12 protein-coding genes and 1 tRNA gene are annotated in these 15730 nt (G+C 56.9%); 9 read left to right on the top strand and 4 right to left on the bottom strand.

Going from position 1 to position 15730, the window contains the following annotated elements; genetic code table 11:
* Positions 1-77 precede the first annotated feature (77 nt).
* From Q0I19_RS01845 to Q0I19_RS01805, 9 genes are all read left to right on the top strand, one after another.
* The gene (locus Q0I19_RS01845) at positions 78-2078 is read left to right on the top strand and encodes a nucleoside-diphosphate sugar epimerase/dehydratase (RefSeq protein WP_294758528.1); all 2001 of its coding nucleotides are present in this window, start codon (positions 78-80) and stop codon (positions 2076-2078) included.
* A 5-nt stretch (positions 2079-2083) separates the two neighbouring features.
* Positions 2084-2704 carry a sugar transferase gene (locus tag Q0I19_RS01840; protein ID WP_294758693.1) on the top strand — a complete coding sequence of 207 codons (621 nt, stop codon included), beginning with the start codon at positions 2084-2086 and terminating at the stop codon, positions 2702-2704.
* A 247-nt stretch (positions 2705-2951) separates the two neighbouring features.
* Positions 2952-4037: a helix-turn-helix domain-containing protein gene (locus Q0I19_RS01835; protein ID WP_294758530.1), complete on the top strand. Its 1086-nt coding sequence runs from the start codon at positions 2952-2954 to the stop codon at positions 4035-4037.
* A 182-nt stretch (positions 4038-4219) separates the two neighbouring features.
* Positions 4220-4969, top strand: a complete 750-nt coding sequence (gene ftsE / locus Q0I19_RS01830) for a cell division ATP-binding protein FtsE (protein ID WP_294758532.1) — start codon at positions 4220-4222, stop codon at positions 4967-4969.
* A gap of 14 nt (positions 4970-4983) precedes the next feature.
* Positions 4984-5889, top strand: coding sequence for a permease-like cell division protein FtsX (gene ftsX / locus Q0I19_RS01825; protein WP_294758533.1), 906 nt, complete (start codon positions 4984-4986; stop codon positions 5887-5889).
* Between the two features lie 14 nt (positions 5890-5903).
* Positions 5904-7112, top strand: coding sequence for a peptidoglycan DD-metalloendopeptidase family protein (locus Q0I19_RS01820; protein ID WP_294758534.1), 1209 nt, complete (start codon positions 5904-5906; stop codon positions 7110-7112).
* A 161-nt stretch (positions 7113-7273) separates the two neighbouring features.
* The gene (locus tag Q0I19_RS01815; RefSeq protein WP_294758535.1) at positions 7274-8488 is read left to right on the top strand and encodes a S41 family peptidase; all 1215 of its coding nucleotides are present in this window, start codon (positions 7274-7276) and stop codon (positions 8486-8488) included.
* 21 nt (positions 8489-8509) lie between these two features.
* Positions 8510-9373: a 16S rRNA (adenine(1518)-N(6)/adenine(1519)-N(6))-dimethyltransferase RsmA gene (gene rsmA / locus Q0I19_RS01810; RefSeq protein WP_294758537.1), complete on the top strand. Its 864-nt coding sequence runs from the start codon at positions 8510-8512 to the stop codon at positions 9371-9373.
* A 37-nt stretch (positions 9374-9410) separates the two neighbouring features.
* Positions 9411-9486, top strand: a tRNA-Thr gene (locus Q0I19_RS01805).
* Between the two features lie 52 nt (positions 9487-9538).
* Here Q0I19_RS01805 and Q0I19_RS01800 read toward each other — a convergent pair.
* The 4 genes from Q0I19_RS01800 to Q0I19_RS01785 all read right to left on the bottom strand — a co-directional run bounded on the left by Q0I19_RS01800 (position 9539) and on the right by Q0I19_RS01785 (position 15656).
* Positions 9539-10921 carry an MATE family efflux transporter gene (locus tag Q0I19_RS01800; protein ID WP_294758538.1) on the bottom strand — a complete coding sequence of 461 codons (1383 nt, stop codon included), beginning with the start codon at positions 10919-10921 and terminating at the stop codon, positions 9539-9541.
* 210 nt (positions 10922-11131) lie between these two features.
* Positions 11132-12142, bottom strand: coding sequence for an aspartate--ammonia ligase (gene asnA, locus Q0I19_RS01795; protein ID WP_294758539.1), 1011 nt, complete (start codon positions 12140-12142; stop codon positions 11132-11134).
* Positions 12143-12171: 29 nt separating this feature from the next.
* A complete protein-coding gene (locus Q0I19_RS01790; protein ID WP_294758541.1) occupies positions 12172-13920 on the bottom strand; it encodes an ABC transporter ATP-binding protein in 1749 nt (582 codons plus the stop codon).
* The gene (locus Q0I19_RS01785) at positions 13917-15656 is read right to left on the bottom strand and encodes an ABC transporter ATP-binding protein (RefSeq protein WP_294758543.1); all 1740 of its coding nucleotides are present in this window, start codon (positions 15654-15656) and stop codon (positions 13917-13919) included. The genes Q0I19_RS01790 and Q0I19_RS01785 overlap by 4 nt, the downstream gene beginning before the upstream one ends.
* Positions 15657-15730 lie beyond the last annotated feature (74 nt).

Here is a 15730-nt window from a genome sequence, read left to right as displayed (position 1 = left end):
TGTCTACGACAAGGCAAGACAAACGGAGCAGTTTTGTGTTATAATGAGGTAAATATTACATCGATAAAGGAACTGTTATGCATATATCCCATCAAATCCTCAAAGGTCTGCCGCGCAAGATTGCCCTGATGCTCCTGGACTGCGGGCTGATCGTCTTTTGCTACTGGCTGGCCATCATCGTACACTTTGACGGCGAGGACTCTGTCATCCCGGCGGCCGTCCTGCAGGCCGAGGTCATACGCGCCATGGCCCCCATGCTGTGGTACACGCTGCCCATCTACATGATCGTCTTTTGGTTCGGCGGCCTGTATGAGATCATGTGGGAATACGCCGGCATGCGGGACTTAGGGCGCTTGCTGTGCCTGTCCGGTCTCTCGACAGGCCTTGTCATGCTTATCGACCTCATGCTGCGCGAGCGCCCTGTCAGCGGCGCCGTGCTGATCTTCGGCTCCGTATTCAACACAGGTGCCATAGCGGGCGTGCGCTTTTTGTGGCGGCTTATCAAGACCATGCTGGTCATGTCGGCCTCCCGCAGTGAAAGCAACGACACCCCCATGCTCATTGTAGGTGCAGGCAACGCCGGTGCCTGGGCCGTAAACCTTTGCAAAAGCAAGAACCAGACCTTCGGCAAGCCGGTCTGCATCGTTGACGATGACCTGACCAAAAAAGGTCTGCGTGTGCAGGGCGTGCCCGTGCGCGGCACCATCTCGGACATTCCGGAGCTGGTGCGCAAATACCATATCATGGAAATCGTCATTGCCATCACCTCGGTGGGCGGCGACCGTATGCGGGAGATCATCAACCTCTGCAACTCCACGCACTGCCGTGTGCGGATGCTTTCCGACCCGCACGCGGTGGACGAAAACGGCAACCCGCTGGCTGCAGGCTTCCGCGAGCTGAACACGGCGGACTTCCTTTCCCGCGACGAGATCCAGCTCAACAACTCCCAGATTTCGGAATACCTGCATGATAAAATCGTTCTGGTCACCGGCGGCGGCGGGTCCATCGGCAGTGAGCTTTGCCGCCAGATCATGCGTTACCAGCCCCGACGCCTTTTGATTTTTGACATCTACGAAAACTGCGCCTATGAGCTGGAAACCGAGCTGCGCGGGCGTTACGGCGCCTCTGCGCCCATTTTGACGCTGATCGGCTCCATCCGCGACAAAGAACGTCTGGACGAGGTTTTTGAAACCTACCACCCCGAAGTCGTCTTTCATGCGGCGGCGCACAAGCATGTACCGCTGATGGAGATCAGCCCCGCCGAGGCTGTAAAAAACAACGTTGTCGGCACCAAAAACCTGCTGACCTCCGCCGCCGAGCACGGCGTGCAGCGGTTTGTGCAGCTTTCCACAGACAAGGCCGTCAACCCCACCAACGTCATGGGCTGCACCAAGCGACTGTGTGAAATGCTGATCCAAACCTTTGCCCAAAACACCGACATGAAGTGTGTAGCCGTGCGTTTCGGCAATGTGCTGGGCAGCCACGGCAGTGTTATCCCGCTGTTTGAGGAGCAAATCAAGCGCGGCGGCCCTGTCACCATCACCCACCCGGAGATCGTGCGCTATTTCATGACCATTCCCGAGGCAGCCCAGCTGGTGCTGCAGGCGGGCGGCCTGGCCGAAAGCGGCAGCATCTATGTTCTGGATATGGGCGAGCCGGTCAAGATCATGGATCTGGCCAACCGTCTGATCCGCTTTTACGGCTACGAGCCGGGCGTCAATATGGAGGTCAAGATCACCGGCCTGCGTCCCGGTGAAAAGCTGTACGAGGAGCTTATGATGGACGCCGAGCAGGACAAGATGGCAAAAACGGCGCATAACAAGATCTTTATCGCCCCGCCGATGCAGATCGACCTGGCAGCGTTTTACAGCGACCTGCAGCGTCTGCAGGCCGCCGCCCACCGCGATGACGATACGGTCATTGACATCCTGCAGCAGATGGTGCCCAGTTACCACCCCAACCGCCGCGTCTGCGCCGACCACACCGTTGTGGCTGCCAGCGGCAATACGGCGCTGCTTTCCAAGGCGGAACTGGCGCAGGCTCTCAACGAACGCAAGCCCACCGTGAAGGAGGAATGACCCCTATGTATCGCCACTGCATCAAGCGCTTGCTGGATATTGTGCTTTCTCTGGCCGGCATCTTTGTGCTGGCCATCCCCATGGCTTTGGTTGCGCTGTGGATCAAGCTCGACTCTCCCGGCCCGGTGTTTTTCCGCCAGCGCCGTGTGGGCAAGGGCAAGACCCACTTTAACATCCTGAAATTCCGCACCATGCGCGGGGACACCCCGCACGATGTACCCACCCATCTTTTGAAAAATCCAGACGCCTACATCACCAAAAGCGGTGCCTTTTTGCGCAAAACCAGCCTGGACGAGCTGCCACAGATTTTCAACATTCTCGTTGGGCAGATGAGCGTCATCGGCCCGCGTCCGGCGCTGTATAACCAGTATGACCTGATCGAGGCGCGCGACGCTGTCCACGCCAATGACATACGCCCCGGCCTCACGGGCCTGGCGCAGGTCAACGGCCGCGATGAGCTGTCCATTCCGGAAAAAGTCCGCTACGACGGTGAATATGCCGCCAACGTGACCTTTGCCATGGACTTTAAGATTTTCTTCCACAGTGTCACCTATGTTTTTAAGCGTCGCGGCGTTGTGGAGGGCGGCACCGGTGCTTTGCAGAATAAGCAAAAATCCGACCGCTGAACCGGCCTCATCGTCAAAATGACGGACGTTTTTACCGCCGCAGAACCTTGCGGCGGTAATATTTTTACGCGAAAAACAAAAATGTACAAGAAAATCTTTCAAAATTCGGTAAAATATGTTGCAAAAGTCAAGCGAATTGTGTAAAATATACATTAGATTGATTCGGTTTTCGGGCAGATTCACATAGGGCAAACTGTCCAAAGTGCTTTCCGCTGCCAACAATATACCAAAAGAGGAGTTGCTGATTATGGCAAACCGTGTGTTCCAGAACGTAGTATATCAAATGAAGGACGCTGTGGACCGTGTTGTCGGTGTTGTAGATGAGACCGGTGCCGTCATTTCCTGCTCTGAGCTGGGGCAGATCGGCGAGGTGCGCGACGGCGTGGCTGCCGTAAGCCAGGCTGCGGGGGAGACCTTTATCCTGGACGGCTACTCTTACCACCAGTTCTCCAACGCCAAGCACAACGATTACGCCGCCTTTGTGGAGGGCACCGACGAAACCGCCGCCCAGTTTGCGGCTATGCTGTCCATCAGCCTGCAGTGCATCAAGCAGTACCACGACGAAAAGTTTGACAAGACCAACTTTATCAAAAACGTCGTGTTGGACAACATTCTGCCCGGCGATATCTACGCCAAAGCGCGCGAACTGCACTTCATTTCCGACGTGCAGCGCGTCGTGCTGCTGATCCGCGTCACCTCCGGCAACGATATCTCCGCCTACGACGTTGTCAGCGGGCTGTTCCCCGACAAGCAGAAGGACTTCGTCTTTAATATCAGCGAGACCGACACCGTCCTCGTCAAGGAAATCAAGCCCGACAACAGCACCCGCGATATGGAAAAGCTCGCCGCCTCCATCGTGGACACCCTGCAGGGCGACCATTACATCAAGGCGATGGTGGGCATCGGAACCCCCATCAGCAACATCAAGGATCTGGCCTCCAGCTTTAAGGAAGCCCAAATCGCCATGGAAGTCGGCAAAGTCTTTGACACCGAGCGCCAGGTCATCTGCTATGACCACCTGGGCATTGCCCGCCTGATTTACCAGCTGCCCACCACCCTGTGCGAGGCATTCCTGCGCGAGGTCTTTAAGCAGGAGAGCATTGATTCCCTGGATGCCGAGACACTGTTTACCATCCAGCGTTTCTTTGAAAATAACCTCAACGTCTCCGAAACCAGCCGCGGCCTGTTTGTACACCGCAACACGCTGGTCTACCGCCTGGAAAAGATTCGCAAGCTGACGGGTCTGGATCTGCGCAACTTTGACGATGCCATTGTCTTTAAGGTAGCGCTCATGGTCAAAAAGTACCTGTCCGCCAACCCCGCCAAGTATTGATGACATAATTTAACAAAAATTCACAAACGGCGCTGTGACGCATAACAGCGCCGTTTTTCTTTTTGTCAAAGCCCTTTGTCGCTTGACGTAAAGCCGCTAAAATAGTAAAATACTATATGTATGGCTGTACCCAAAATTACGGCCTACCCAAGATTGTTCAAACCTACACAGGAGTTTGCCAAATGATTGATTTTGAACACGTTTCCAAAACATACGAAACCCATAATTCCGAAAATTTGGCGCTTGATGATATCAATATCCATATTGACGAGGGCGAGTTCGTCTTTATCTTAGGACATTCCGGCGCAGGCAAATCCACCTTTCTGAAATTGATGCAGATGGAGGAGCGCCCCACCGAGGGTAAGGTCTTTATCAACGGGCAGGACCTTACCAAGATCAAGCGCCGCAAGGTGCCGTATCTGCGCCGCCAGATGGGCGTGGTGTTTCAGGACTTCCGCCTGATTCCCACCATGACCGTCTACGAAAACGTGGCCTTTGCCATGCGCGTGACCAATATCTCCACCAAAAAAATCAAGGCCCGCGTGCCGTTTGCCCTCTCCCTGGTCGGGCTGGAAGATAAGCTCGACCGTCTGCCGGACGAGCTTTCCGGCGGCGAACAGCAGCGTGTTGCCGTGGCCCGCGCTCTGGCCCACGGCCCCAAGCTCATCATTGCGGACGAACCGACCGGCAACATCGACCCCGAAATGTCCATGGACATTATGCAGCTGTTTGAGGCCATCAACAAGGTAAACATCACTGTGGTGGTCGTCACGCACGAGCATGAACTGGTACATAAGCTGGCCGCCAAATACAACAACCGCGTTATCACCCTGTCGGACGGCATGGTAGCATCCGACACCGCGCACCCTGAGGTAGCCAAGGAGTATGCTGCCCGCATGGCAATGCGCGACCGTGACGATTGGGAAGAATAACAGGGGAGGATATTATGCGTTTTTCCAGCTTTACCTATCTGGTGGGGCAGGGGCTTCACAACCTGCGTGCCAACCGCCTTATGACCTTTGCCTCCATGGGCGTTCTGACCGTCTGCATGCTGCTGATCGGTGCCGCCTATCTTCTGGGTGTCAATGTGGACGCCATGGTCGATTACATCGGCAACCAGAACGAGACTGTTGTCTACATGGATCTTGACGCCAGCGAGGAGCAGCTGGCTGCCGCCGATGCCGCCATCCGCAGCACGGCCCACGTTACCGGCGTGACCTATGTTTCGCCGCAGGACGTGCTGAACATTTACAGCGACATGCTGAAGGATTACACCAACCTGCAGGAGGCCTTCGCCAACGACAACCCCTTTTACCCCAACTACCGCGTTGTTGTGGACAGCCCCGATAACATCGCAGCTGTGCGCAGCGAGCTTGTCAATATCGACGGTGTCTATCAGGTCAATGCCCCGCTGGACATGGCCAACATGTTTGTATCCCTGCAAAAGGTCGTCAGCTATGCCAGCTACACCGTGGTTCTGATTCTGGCCATCGTCAGTATTGTGGTCATCAACAACACCATTAAAATCACCGTCTTTAACCGCCGCAAGGAAATCGGCATCATGAAGCTGGTAGGTGCCACCAACGGCTTTATTCGGTTCCCGTTCTTTGTCGAGGGTGTGACGTCCGGTTTGCTGTCGGCCGCTATTGCCTCCGGCGTCATCTGCGGGGCCTACTATGCCCTGACCCGCTGGTATGCCGAAAACCCGTCCAACCTGTCGCAGATGCTGGGCGGGCAGCTTGTTCCGCTGACGGACGTCTGGTATTACATTGTGGCCGGCTTTGCACTGCTGGGCTTTATTTTGTGCGGCATCGGCACAGCCACCAGCATCCGCAAGCATTTGAACGTTTAAGAGGTCCTTACAATATGCAATTTTCACCCCGCACAAAAAAGCTGCTTTCCGGCCTTTTGGCGGTCTGCCTGACGGTCTCGGCAGCCTTTTCCTACCTGCCCTCCGCCAGTGCAGCCAGCACGGCGCAGGTACGCCAGGAACTGGCCGCCCTACAGCAAAAGCTGAATACCATCAACCAGCAGCTTAAAGAAGCACAGTCCAACACCGCCAACGCCGAGGCCATCAAAAAGCAGTTGGAGGAACAAAAAGCCACCATTTTAAACCAGATCAACCTGATCGCCGGGCAAATCGGCGAGCTGGACAACGAAATTCACGACAAAGAGGACGAGATCTCCGTCAAGGAGGACGAGCTGGTCGCCAAGCAGGCCGAATTTGACCGACGCTGGGCCGATTTCAAAGAACGCATGGGTGCCATGCAGATGCTCAACGACGGCGGCTCCATCGCCCTGCTTTCCAGTGCCACCAACCTGTATCAGCTCCTGACCTTTGCCCAGACGCTGGAGCAAATCACCGCCAAGGATCAGGCCATCTGCCAGCAGCTGGAGGACGAACATGCCGCTCTGGAGCAGCAGAAAGCCGACCTGGAGCAGGCCAAGACCGATTTGGAGACCGCCCGTGCCGCCATGCAGGAGCAGCAGGATGCTTTGCAGCAGAAAAAGAACGAGCTGCAGGGCAGTATTCAGCAGGCCAACGCCGATTTGACCGAGGCCCAGGCCGCCGAGGCTGCCGCCAAAGAGGCGCAGACCGAGATGAACAAGCTGGTGGACGCCAAGGCCGCCGAGTTGGATGCCATCCTGAACGCCGCCAACAAGCAGTACGGCAATTCTTCCATTACCTGCTCGCTGAACTTCGGCCCGCCGCTGGCTACCTATAAGTACGTTTCCTGCTATTTCGGCGGCAACGGACACCGCGGCACCGACTATGCAGCCCCCGGCGGCACCGACATCTACTCGGTAGAGGCCGGTGTCGTTACCGCCGCCGCCTACCATTACAGCTGGGGCTACTATGTGCAGGTCTACCACGGCACCGATTCCAACGGCAACAGCTACTCCACGCTGTATGCCCACATGAACGGCACCCCCGCCGTCAGCGTGGGGCAGCAGGTAAGCCGCGGTACCGTGCTGGGCCATGTCGGCTCGACCGGCTATTCCACAGGCAACCACCTGCATCTGGAAATGAAGGTCAACGGCGTGCTGACCAACGTTATGAACTATCTTTCTTAAAAACGGAGGCATCCTGTATGAAACCGCATAAGCGCAGCCTGTCGGTTCGCATTTTTTGCCTGATTATCGCCCTATTTATGATTTTGGGTCTGCTTTCCGGCGTGATTTTTGCGCTGGTATAACCTTGCGGCAGTACCGCACGAAGTTAGGAGTTTCCCTGTATGAGCAAAAAAATCAGTCTCGGTGTGGCGGCGGCCATTGCGCTGATCGCCATGGCCGTAACCTTTTCGCTGACCATGGTTGTTTCCATGAACATGTTCAACACTACGGTGTCCAGCGTCAAAAACAAGGAGCGTCAATATAATAAACTGTCGGAAATCGACCGTTTTGTTCGCGCCAACGAGTATTTTACCATCAATAACGATACCCTGAACGACACCATTGCCGCCGGTTATGTGCTGGGCATCAGCGACAAATACGCCCGCTACTACTCCGCCAAGGCCAACAGCGAGCGCCAGGCTGTGGAGTCCGGCAAGCTGACCGGCATCGGCGTTACCGTCGTCAACGATGCGTCCTCCGGCTATGCGCGCATCATTCGGCTGTTCGACAATTCGCCCGCAGGGGAAAGCGGACTGGAGGTCGGCGGCTTTATCACCGCCATCAACGGTGTCTCGACCCGTCAGATGACCGAAACCAATGCCATCACCTCCGCCCTGCTGGGGGAGGAAGGCACCACCACCACCATCGGCTACCTGACCCCCCAGCGCGAGGAGCAGACCCTTGACATTGTCCACACCAACTACAAAGCTCCCACGGTGTCCTATCAGGTCCTGAACGACTCGGTGGGCTATCTGCGGATATATTCCTTTGCAAGCACCACCGGCAGCGAGTTCAAATCCGCCGTGGATTCCCTGATGGACAGCAATGTCAAGGCCATGATTTTTGATCTGCGCGACAACAGCGGTGAAAACCTCAACGCCGCCTTGGTGGCGGCCGACTACTGCCTGCCCTCCGGCCTGATAGCCAGCCAACAGGGCAAGGACGGTGTCATCACCGACCTGCGCATGTCCGACGAGACCTGTCTGTCCGTGCCCGCTGTCTGCCTGGTCAACGGCAGCACCGCCGGCAGCGCTGAGTTGTTCGCCAATGCGCTGCGCAAGATGGGGGATGCCGTACTGGTCGGCACCGTCACCGCCGGCATGGGTGTTGTTATGAGCGACCCGCAGAGCTTCTCCGACGGTTCTGCCGCCGTCATCACCGTAGGCATTTTGCAGGATAATGAGGCCCAGACCTGGAACGACGTCGGCCTGACCCCCGATGTAGACGCCACGCTGAGCAGCGATGAGCAGAACTCCTACTATGACTTTACCATTGAAACCGACCCGCAGATTTCCAAGGCCGTTGCAGCTGCACAGATGGTTGCGGGCTTGAACTGATTTCCCGAAAGGATGTTTTTTGTGCCGAACCTTACCGATATGTCCACGATCCGCGACCTGTGTGCGCGGCACGATTTTGAACTTTCCAAAGGCTTCGGCCAGAACTTTATCATTAACCCCGGTATCTGCCCCCGCATAGCCGAGGCTGCCGGTATCACGGAAGGATGGGGTGCGCTGGAAGTCGGCCCCGGCGTCGGCGTCTTGACCGAGCAGCTCTGCAAACGCGCCGACAAGGTCGTTTCCGTTGAGGTCGACAAGCGTCTGCCGCCGATTTTGGCCGAGACCATGGCCGAATACGACAACTTCAAGCTGGTGTTGGAGGACGTCCTCAAGGTCGACCTGCGCACCCTGATTGCCGAAGAATTCGGGGATAAACCGGTGGCCGTCTGTGCCAACCTGCCGTACTACATCACCAGCCCCATTTTGATGCGCCTGCTGGAAGAAAAGCTGCCCATCCGCAACATTACCGTCATGGTGCAAAAGGAGGCCGCACAGCGCCTGTGTGCCGCCCCCGGCACCCGCGAGGCCGGAGCCATCAGCTATGCCGTAGCGTATTATGCCGAGCCGAAACTGCTGTTCAGCGTACAGCCCGGCAGCTTTTACCCGGCCCCCAAGGTGACCAGCGCCGTCATCCGGCTGGATGTACGCAAGACCCCACCTGTGCAGGTTCCCAACGGGGACGAGGCCGGATTCTTTGCCTTGATTCGGGCGGCCTTCTCGCAGCGCCGCAAAACCGCCGCCAACGCCATCTCCAACGGTCTGCATCTGCCTAAGGCCACCGTCATGCAGGCTTTGACAGACGCCGGTCTTTCTGCCACCGCCCGCCCGGAACAGCTTACCCTGCAGGACTATTGCGCCCTGCAAAGTATGCTGGCGGACCATTGACAACGCGCGGGGAATATGGTACAATAATTTAGTTCCCGCTAGTATAGCACAATTGGCAGTGCAGCTGATTTGTAATCAGCAGGTTGCAGGTTCGATTCCTGTTACTAGCTCCAAAAAACCGCCGCAGAACGATGAATTTCGTTCCGCGGCGGCTTTATTTTTTGATTAGGTTTTTACGGCAAGTTCTTCTGCAATTTTGTTTTGCTCAAATATCTGCACCGAGTGACGGTACGCGGACACAAAATAAACGATCTCGGCGGCGGCCGTGATAGCCCAAGAGCAGGGGTACAGCAGGTAAAGCGCAGGAATGGTGTGGATACGGGCAAAAATCGTGTACACCCAGATCACGCGGAACACGCAGGAACCCATGATCACGATCACCGTGGGCCCCACCGTTTTGCCAAGCCCGCGCGAGGCGGCGATCGTGCAGTCCATAAACGCCGAAATGCAGTATGCCAGCGCCATGACCTGTACGCGTTTCATACCGGCGTCCACAACGGCGGCCTCGGTGGTGAACAGGCTCAGGAATTGCCGCCCAAACAGCAGCAGCCCACCGCCCAGAACAAGACCCAAGCCAAAGGAATAGGCCAGGCTGATAAAGTAGCTTTTTTTGACGCGGTCGAGCTTTCCGGCGCCGAAATTCTGGCTCATAAAGCTGGCGCAAGCCATATAGAAGGCTGCCATAGCGTCGTAAATCACTGCATCGGCGTTGGCTGCTGCCGAGTTGCCCTTGACCATCAACGTGTCGAAGGAGTTGACGCCCGCCTGGATAAACAGGTTGGCAATGGCAAACACCGCGTTTTGCAAACCGGCCGGCACACCCAGCAGCAAAATACGGCGGGTGATGGATGCATCCAGCCCGATTTTGGCAAAATTCAGGGCGTAGCAGTCCTGCACCTTCGTCAGGGCGCGCAAAATCAGGGCGGCGGAAACGCACTGCGCAATCGTGCTGGCCAGCGCGACGCCCGCCACGCTCAGTTGGAACACAATGACGAACAGCAGGTTCAGTGCAATATTCAAAACACCGGCAATGCTCAGGTATGCCAGCGGCTTTTTGGTTTCGCCCATGGCGCTGAAAACGGCATTGCCGAAGTTGTACAACGCCAGCGCCGGCATACCCAAAAAGTAAATGCGCAGGTACAGCACCGCGCCGTCCATCAGGTCGGCCTTGGTATTGAGCAAACGCAGCATGGCAGGGGAGCCAAACAGCCCCACCAACAGCAGAGCAACGCCCGCCACAAGGCTGACCAGGAGACCGGAGTGCACTGTCTTGTCAACGTCCTTTGGGTGCTTAGCGCCGTAATAGCGGGCCACCAGAACGTTAATGCCGTTGCTTAAACCGATCAAAAAACCGGTAAACAGCGTGACAAAGGTACTGGTGGAACCCACCGCGCCCAGCGCTATGGAACCTGCAAAGCGGCCCACAACGGCAACGTCAGACATATTAAACAAGACCTGCAGCAGGTTTGACAGCGCCAGCGGCAGGCTGACCAGCAAAATTTGCTTGGCCAGGGGGCCTTCCGTCAGCGTTTTGGATGCGGAACTCATAATTTCTCCCTCTTTTTTACAAATCAACAGTGGCTTTTCATTATAGCAGATTGCCGCAGAAAAAGAAAGCCGTTTTCTGATTTTCACCCTGCATTTCTTGCTGCTTTTGTTGCTGTACTGCGTACAGCCTGTGGTTGCGGGCCGTGCCGCAAAAATACCCGCAGCTTACGGCTTTTACCCCAAGCTGCGGGTATGGTTTATATGGTCAAATTACAGCAGTTCGATTTGGTTCTTCCGGCAGATTTCGGTGGTGGCGTCATCCCACAGGCTTACCTGCACCTCACCGATATGCGCCTTGCCCAGCAGCAGCATGCACAGACGGCTCTGGCCGATGCCGCCGCCCATCGTCAGGGGCAGGGTGCCGTCCAACAGCAGCTTGTGGAAGGGAAGCTCGGCACGTTCGGGGCAGCCGGCCTCCACCAGCTGACGGCGCATGGCATCGGCGTCCACGCGGATGCCCATGCTGGACAGTTCCAGTGCACATTCCAGCGTTTTGTGCCAGAACAGGATATCGCAGTTCAGTGTCCAGTCATCGTAGTCGGGGGCGCGGCCGTCGTGCTTTTCGCCGCTTTTCAGCTTGCCGCCGATCTGCATAATGCAGACCGTTCCGTGTGCGCGGGTAATAATGTTCTCGCGCTCCTTGGGGGTCTTGTTGGGGTAGAGGTCCTCCAACTCCTGCGATGTGAAGAAAGTCACGTCACGGTTCAGGCGGATGACCTTTAACGCAGGGAATTTCCAGCGCAGCTCATCGGACGTTGCGCACACAGCGTCCACGATATCGCGCACGGTCTCCTGCAAAAATTCCAGCGTGCGGTTCTCCTTGGTGATGACGCGCTCCCAGTCCCACTGGTCAACGTAGATGCTGTGCAGGTTGTCCAGCTCCTCGTCGCGGCGGATCGCGTTCATGTCGGTGACAAGGCCCTGACCGGGGCGGTAGCCGTACTTGTACAGGGCAAAGCGCTTCCACTTGGCCAGGCTGTGCACGACCTCGGCATGGTCGTCCAGGCAGGGAACATCGAACTGCACGGGGCGCTCAACGCCGTTCAGGTCGTCGTTCAAGCCGCTGCCCTGCGGTACAAACAGGGGCGCGGTGACGCGGTTCAGGTGCAGCGCCAGGCTCAGCTTTTCCTGAAAGACCGTCTTGATAAGGCCGATGGCCTTTTGGGTGTCGTACAGCCCCAGCAGACTTTTGTAATCCTGCGGTACTACGGTTTTGCTCATAATAACCTCTCCTTTTTTCCCACTCTTTTTTATGCCTTTGCGAACTGGCTTTGGTACAGCGAAGCGTAAAAACCGCCCTGCGCCAGCAGCTCGTCATGGGTGCCGCGTTCAATAATGTTGCCGGCCTTCATGACCAAAATCTGGTCGGCATTTTTTATGGTAGAAAGCCGATGCGCCACAATAAAGCTGGTTCGGCCTTTCATCAATTCTTCAAAGGCGTCCTGCACAAGAACTTCGGTGCGGGTGTCAATGCTGGAGGTTGCCTCATCCAGAATCAAAATCGGCGGGCGTCGCAGCATAACACGGGCAATACACAGCAGCTGGCGTTGGCCTTGGCTGATGTTGCCGCCGTCCTCGGCAATGACGGTGTCGTACCCGTTGGGCAGGCGGCAGATAAAGCTATGCGCACGGGCCTTTTTGGCAGCAGCTATAATTTCCTCCCGGCTTGCATCGGGCTTACCGTAGGCGATGTTATCCGCCACCGTGCCGGATTTCAGCCAGGTTTCCTGCAAAACCATACCCAGGTTGGCGCGCAGGCTGTCGCGCGTCACGGTATCAATGGGATGTCCGTCCACGCGCAGGCTGCCGCCGTTTATCTCATAAAAGCGCATCAGCAGGTTGACCAGCGTTGTCTTGCCGCAGCCGGTGGGGCCTACCAAGGCAATGCGCTGTCCGGGCTGCACCGACAGATTCATATCCTCGATCAGCGGCACGTCGGGCAGGTAGCGGAATTTAACATGCTCAAACGTCACCTCGCCGGCACCTTTTTCCAGCACATGGGCATCGGGGGCGTCGGGCAGGATCGGCGTTTCGTCAATCAAATCAAACACGCGCTGGGCACATGCTACGGCGTTTTGCAGCTCGGTCATAACGCCGGAGATGTCGTTGAAGGGTTTTGTGTACTGGTTGGCGTAGTTCAGAAAAACCGAAAGCTGCCCCACCGTAATGCCGCCGCCGATGGCCACGAACGCCCCCAGGATACCCACTGCCGCATATACCAGTGCGTTGACAAAGCGGGTGCAGGGGTTGGTCATGGAGGAGAAAAACACCGCGCGGACACCGCATTTTTGCAGCGCCCTGTTGATGGTATCAAAGCGGGCCTCGGCGCGGCTCTCGTATCCAAAGGCGCGCACCAGCTGCTCATTGCCGACCAGTTCCTCCACAAGACCTGTCATCTCGGCGCGGGTCTCGCTTTGCAGCTTGAACATCGAGTAGGTGTGCGTGGCAATGTAACGCGCCATAAAGATGGAAAGCGGCGTCAGCGCCACGACCACCAGTGCAATGCGCCAGTCAATAAAGAGCATCACACCCAGGGTACCCGCAATGGTCAAAACGCCGGTGAACAGCTGGGTAAAGCCCATCAGCAAACCGTCGCTGAACTGCTCAACATCCGTGGTAATACGGCTGATGGCATCGCCGGGGCGGTGCGCGTCCATATATTTGAGGGGCAGGCTTTCGAGCTTTTCAAATGCCTGCACGCGCATATCGCGCACGACCTGAAAGGTAATTCGGTTGTTGACAACGTTCATCAGCCACTGCGCCAGCGATGTACAGCCGATGGTAACGGCCAATACCACAGCCAGCCTTGCCACACCGCCAAAGTCTACCGCATCGGGGCCGAGGATCCGATCCACCGCACGGCCTGTAATGACAGGCGCCAGCAGGGTAGTGACCACTGTGATAAGCGCCAACGTCAGCGTCAGAACCACCCAGCCGGTATACGGGCGTATCAGCCCCAGCACACGGCGCACAGTACCTGTATCAGTTTTCTTGCTCATAGCGTTTGGGCCACCTCCTCACGGCTGAGCTGGCTCAGGCAGATTTCCTTATAAACCTCGCAGGTTTTCAGAAGCTCTGCGTGGGGGGCATCGCCCACAAGGCGGCCATCGTCCAGCACCAAAATATGGTCGGCGCGCTGTACGCTGGCGGCACGCTGCGACACGATAAACACCGTCATGCCCTTGGTCTTTTCCTTGATTGCCTTGCGCAAAGCGGCGTCGGTGGCAAAATCCAAAGCCGAGGCGCTGTCATCGAGAATCAGGATTTTCGGCTGCGGCACAAGCGCGCGGGCGATGGTCAAACGTTGGCGCTGCCCGCCGGAGAAGTTGCGTCCGGCGGTCTCCACAGGGGCGTCCAGCATACCCGGCTTGCTGCGCACAAAATCGGCAGCCTGGGCAATCTCCAGCGCCCGCCAGATGGCATCGTCATCGGCGTTCGGGGCAGCCCACTGCATGTTCTCGCGTATTGTGCCGGTGAACAGCATCGCCTGCTGCGGTACAATGCCCACCATGCGGCGCAGCTGTGTAAAGCTATACTCCTTTACATCGCGGCCGAACAGCTTTACGCTGCCGGTATCGGCATCATAAAAGCGCGCGGCCAGGTTGACCAACGTTGTCTTGCCGCTGCCCGTGCCGCCGATAACACCCACCGTCTCGCCGTTTTGGGCGGTAAAGCCGACATCGGTCAGGCTGGGGGCACCCGCGCCGCGGTAGCCGAAGGTCACGCCGTCAAAGGCAACCGCCGGGGCATTTTCAATCGGGGGCAGTTCCGCCGCGGCAGGGTCAGGCATCGTGGTCCGGGTGTTCAGAATCTCATTGACACGCGCCCCGCTGGCCAGCGCCCGCGTGACCGAGATGACCAGATCCGCCAAACGCAGCAGGCTGACCAGAATTTGGCTCATATAGTTGATCAGCGCAATGATCTGTCCCTGCGTCAGCGCGCCGATGTTGACCTGCTGCCCGCCGCGCACCAAAATGGCAATGACGCCAAGGTTTACCACCAGATAGGTCAAAGGGTTCATCAGGGCGGAGATACGCCCTGCCTTTGTCTGGATCGCCTTTAACCGATCGTTGGTCTGCACAAAGTCTGCCAGCTCATCGGGCTGGCGTGCAAAGGCGCGTACCACGCGGGCGCCCACATAGTTTTCGCGGGTCAAGAGCGTAACGCGGTCCAGATGGTTCTGGGCATCGCGGTAGATAGGCACCGTGGTGCGCATAATGCCCCAGATGATCAGCGAGATCACCGCCGTCACAACCAGAAACAGCACCGTCAGCCGCGGGCTGATGGAAAACGCCATTACCAGCGCACCCAGCACGATAAAGGGTGCACGCAGCAAAAGGCGCAGTGTCAGATTGACGCCGTTTTGCACCTGATTGATGTCACTGGTCATGCGGGTGACCAGCGTCGGCGTGCCGATACCGTCCAGCTCGCTGTAACTTAAAGTATCAATATGCCGGAAAAGATCCTTGCGCAGCGCCGTGCCGAAGCCCAGCGCCGCCGTGGCGGAGAAATACTGCGCAGTCAGGCTGCAAGCCAGACCCACCGCCGCCAAAATCACCAGCAGCCCGCAGCGCTGCCAGATATACACGGTATCCGCATTTTTGATACCGGTGTCGATAATACCCGCCACCACAAGGGGAACGAACAATTCAAAGCAGGCTTCCAGCATTTTAAATAGCGGTGCCAGAATCGTTTGTATTTCGTAGCCCTTGATGTAGCGCAACAATTTACGCACACAACCACCTCTACAACTTCTTACTATTATATACAAGCGTATAGACTGTATTATAACACACATTTTTGCATTTG

It is taken from the genome of uncultured Gemmiger sp., from assembly GCF_934561205.1.
Lineage (GTDB): Bacteria > Bacillota > Clostridia > Oscillospirales > Ruminococcaceae > Gemmiger.
Note: the sequence above shows the minus strand (reverse complement) of the source record. Positions and strands in the feature narration are given on the sequence as shown.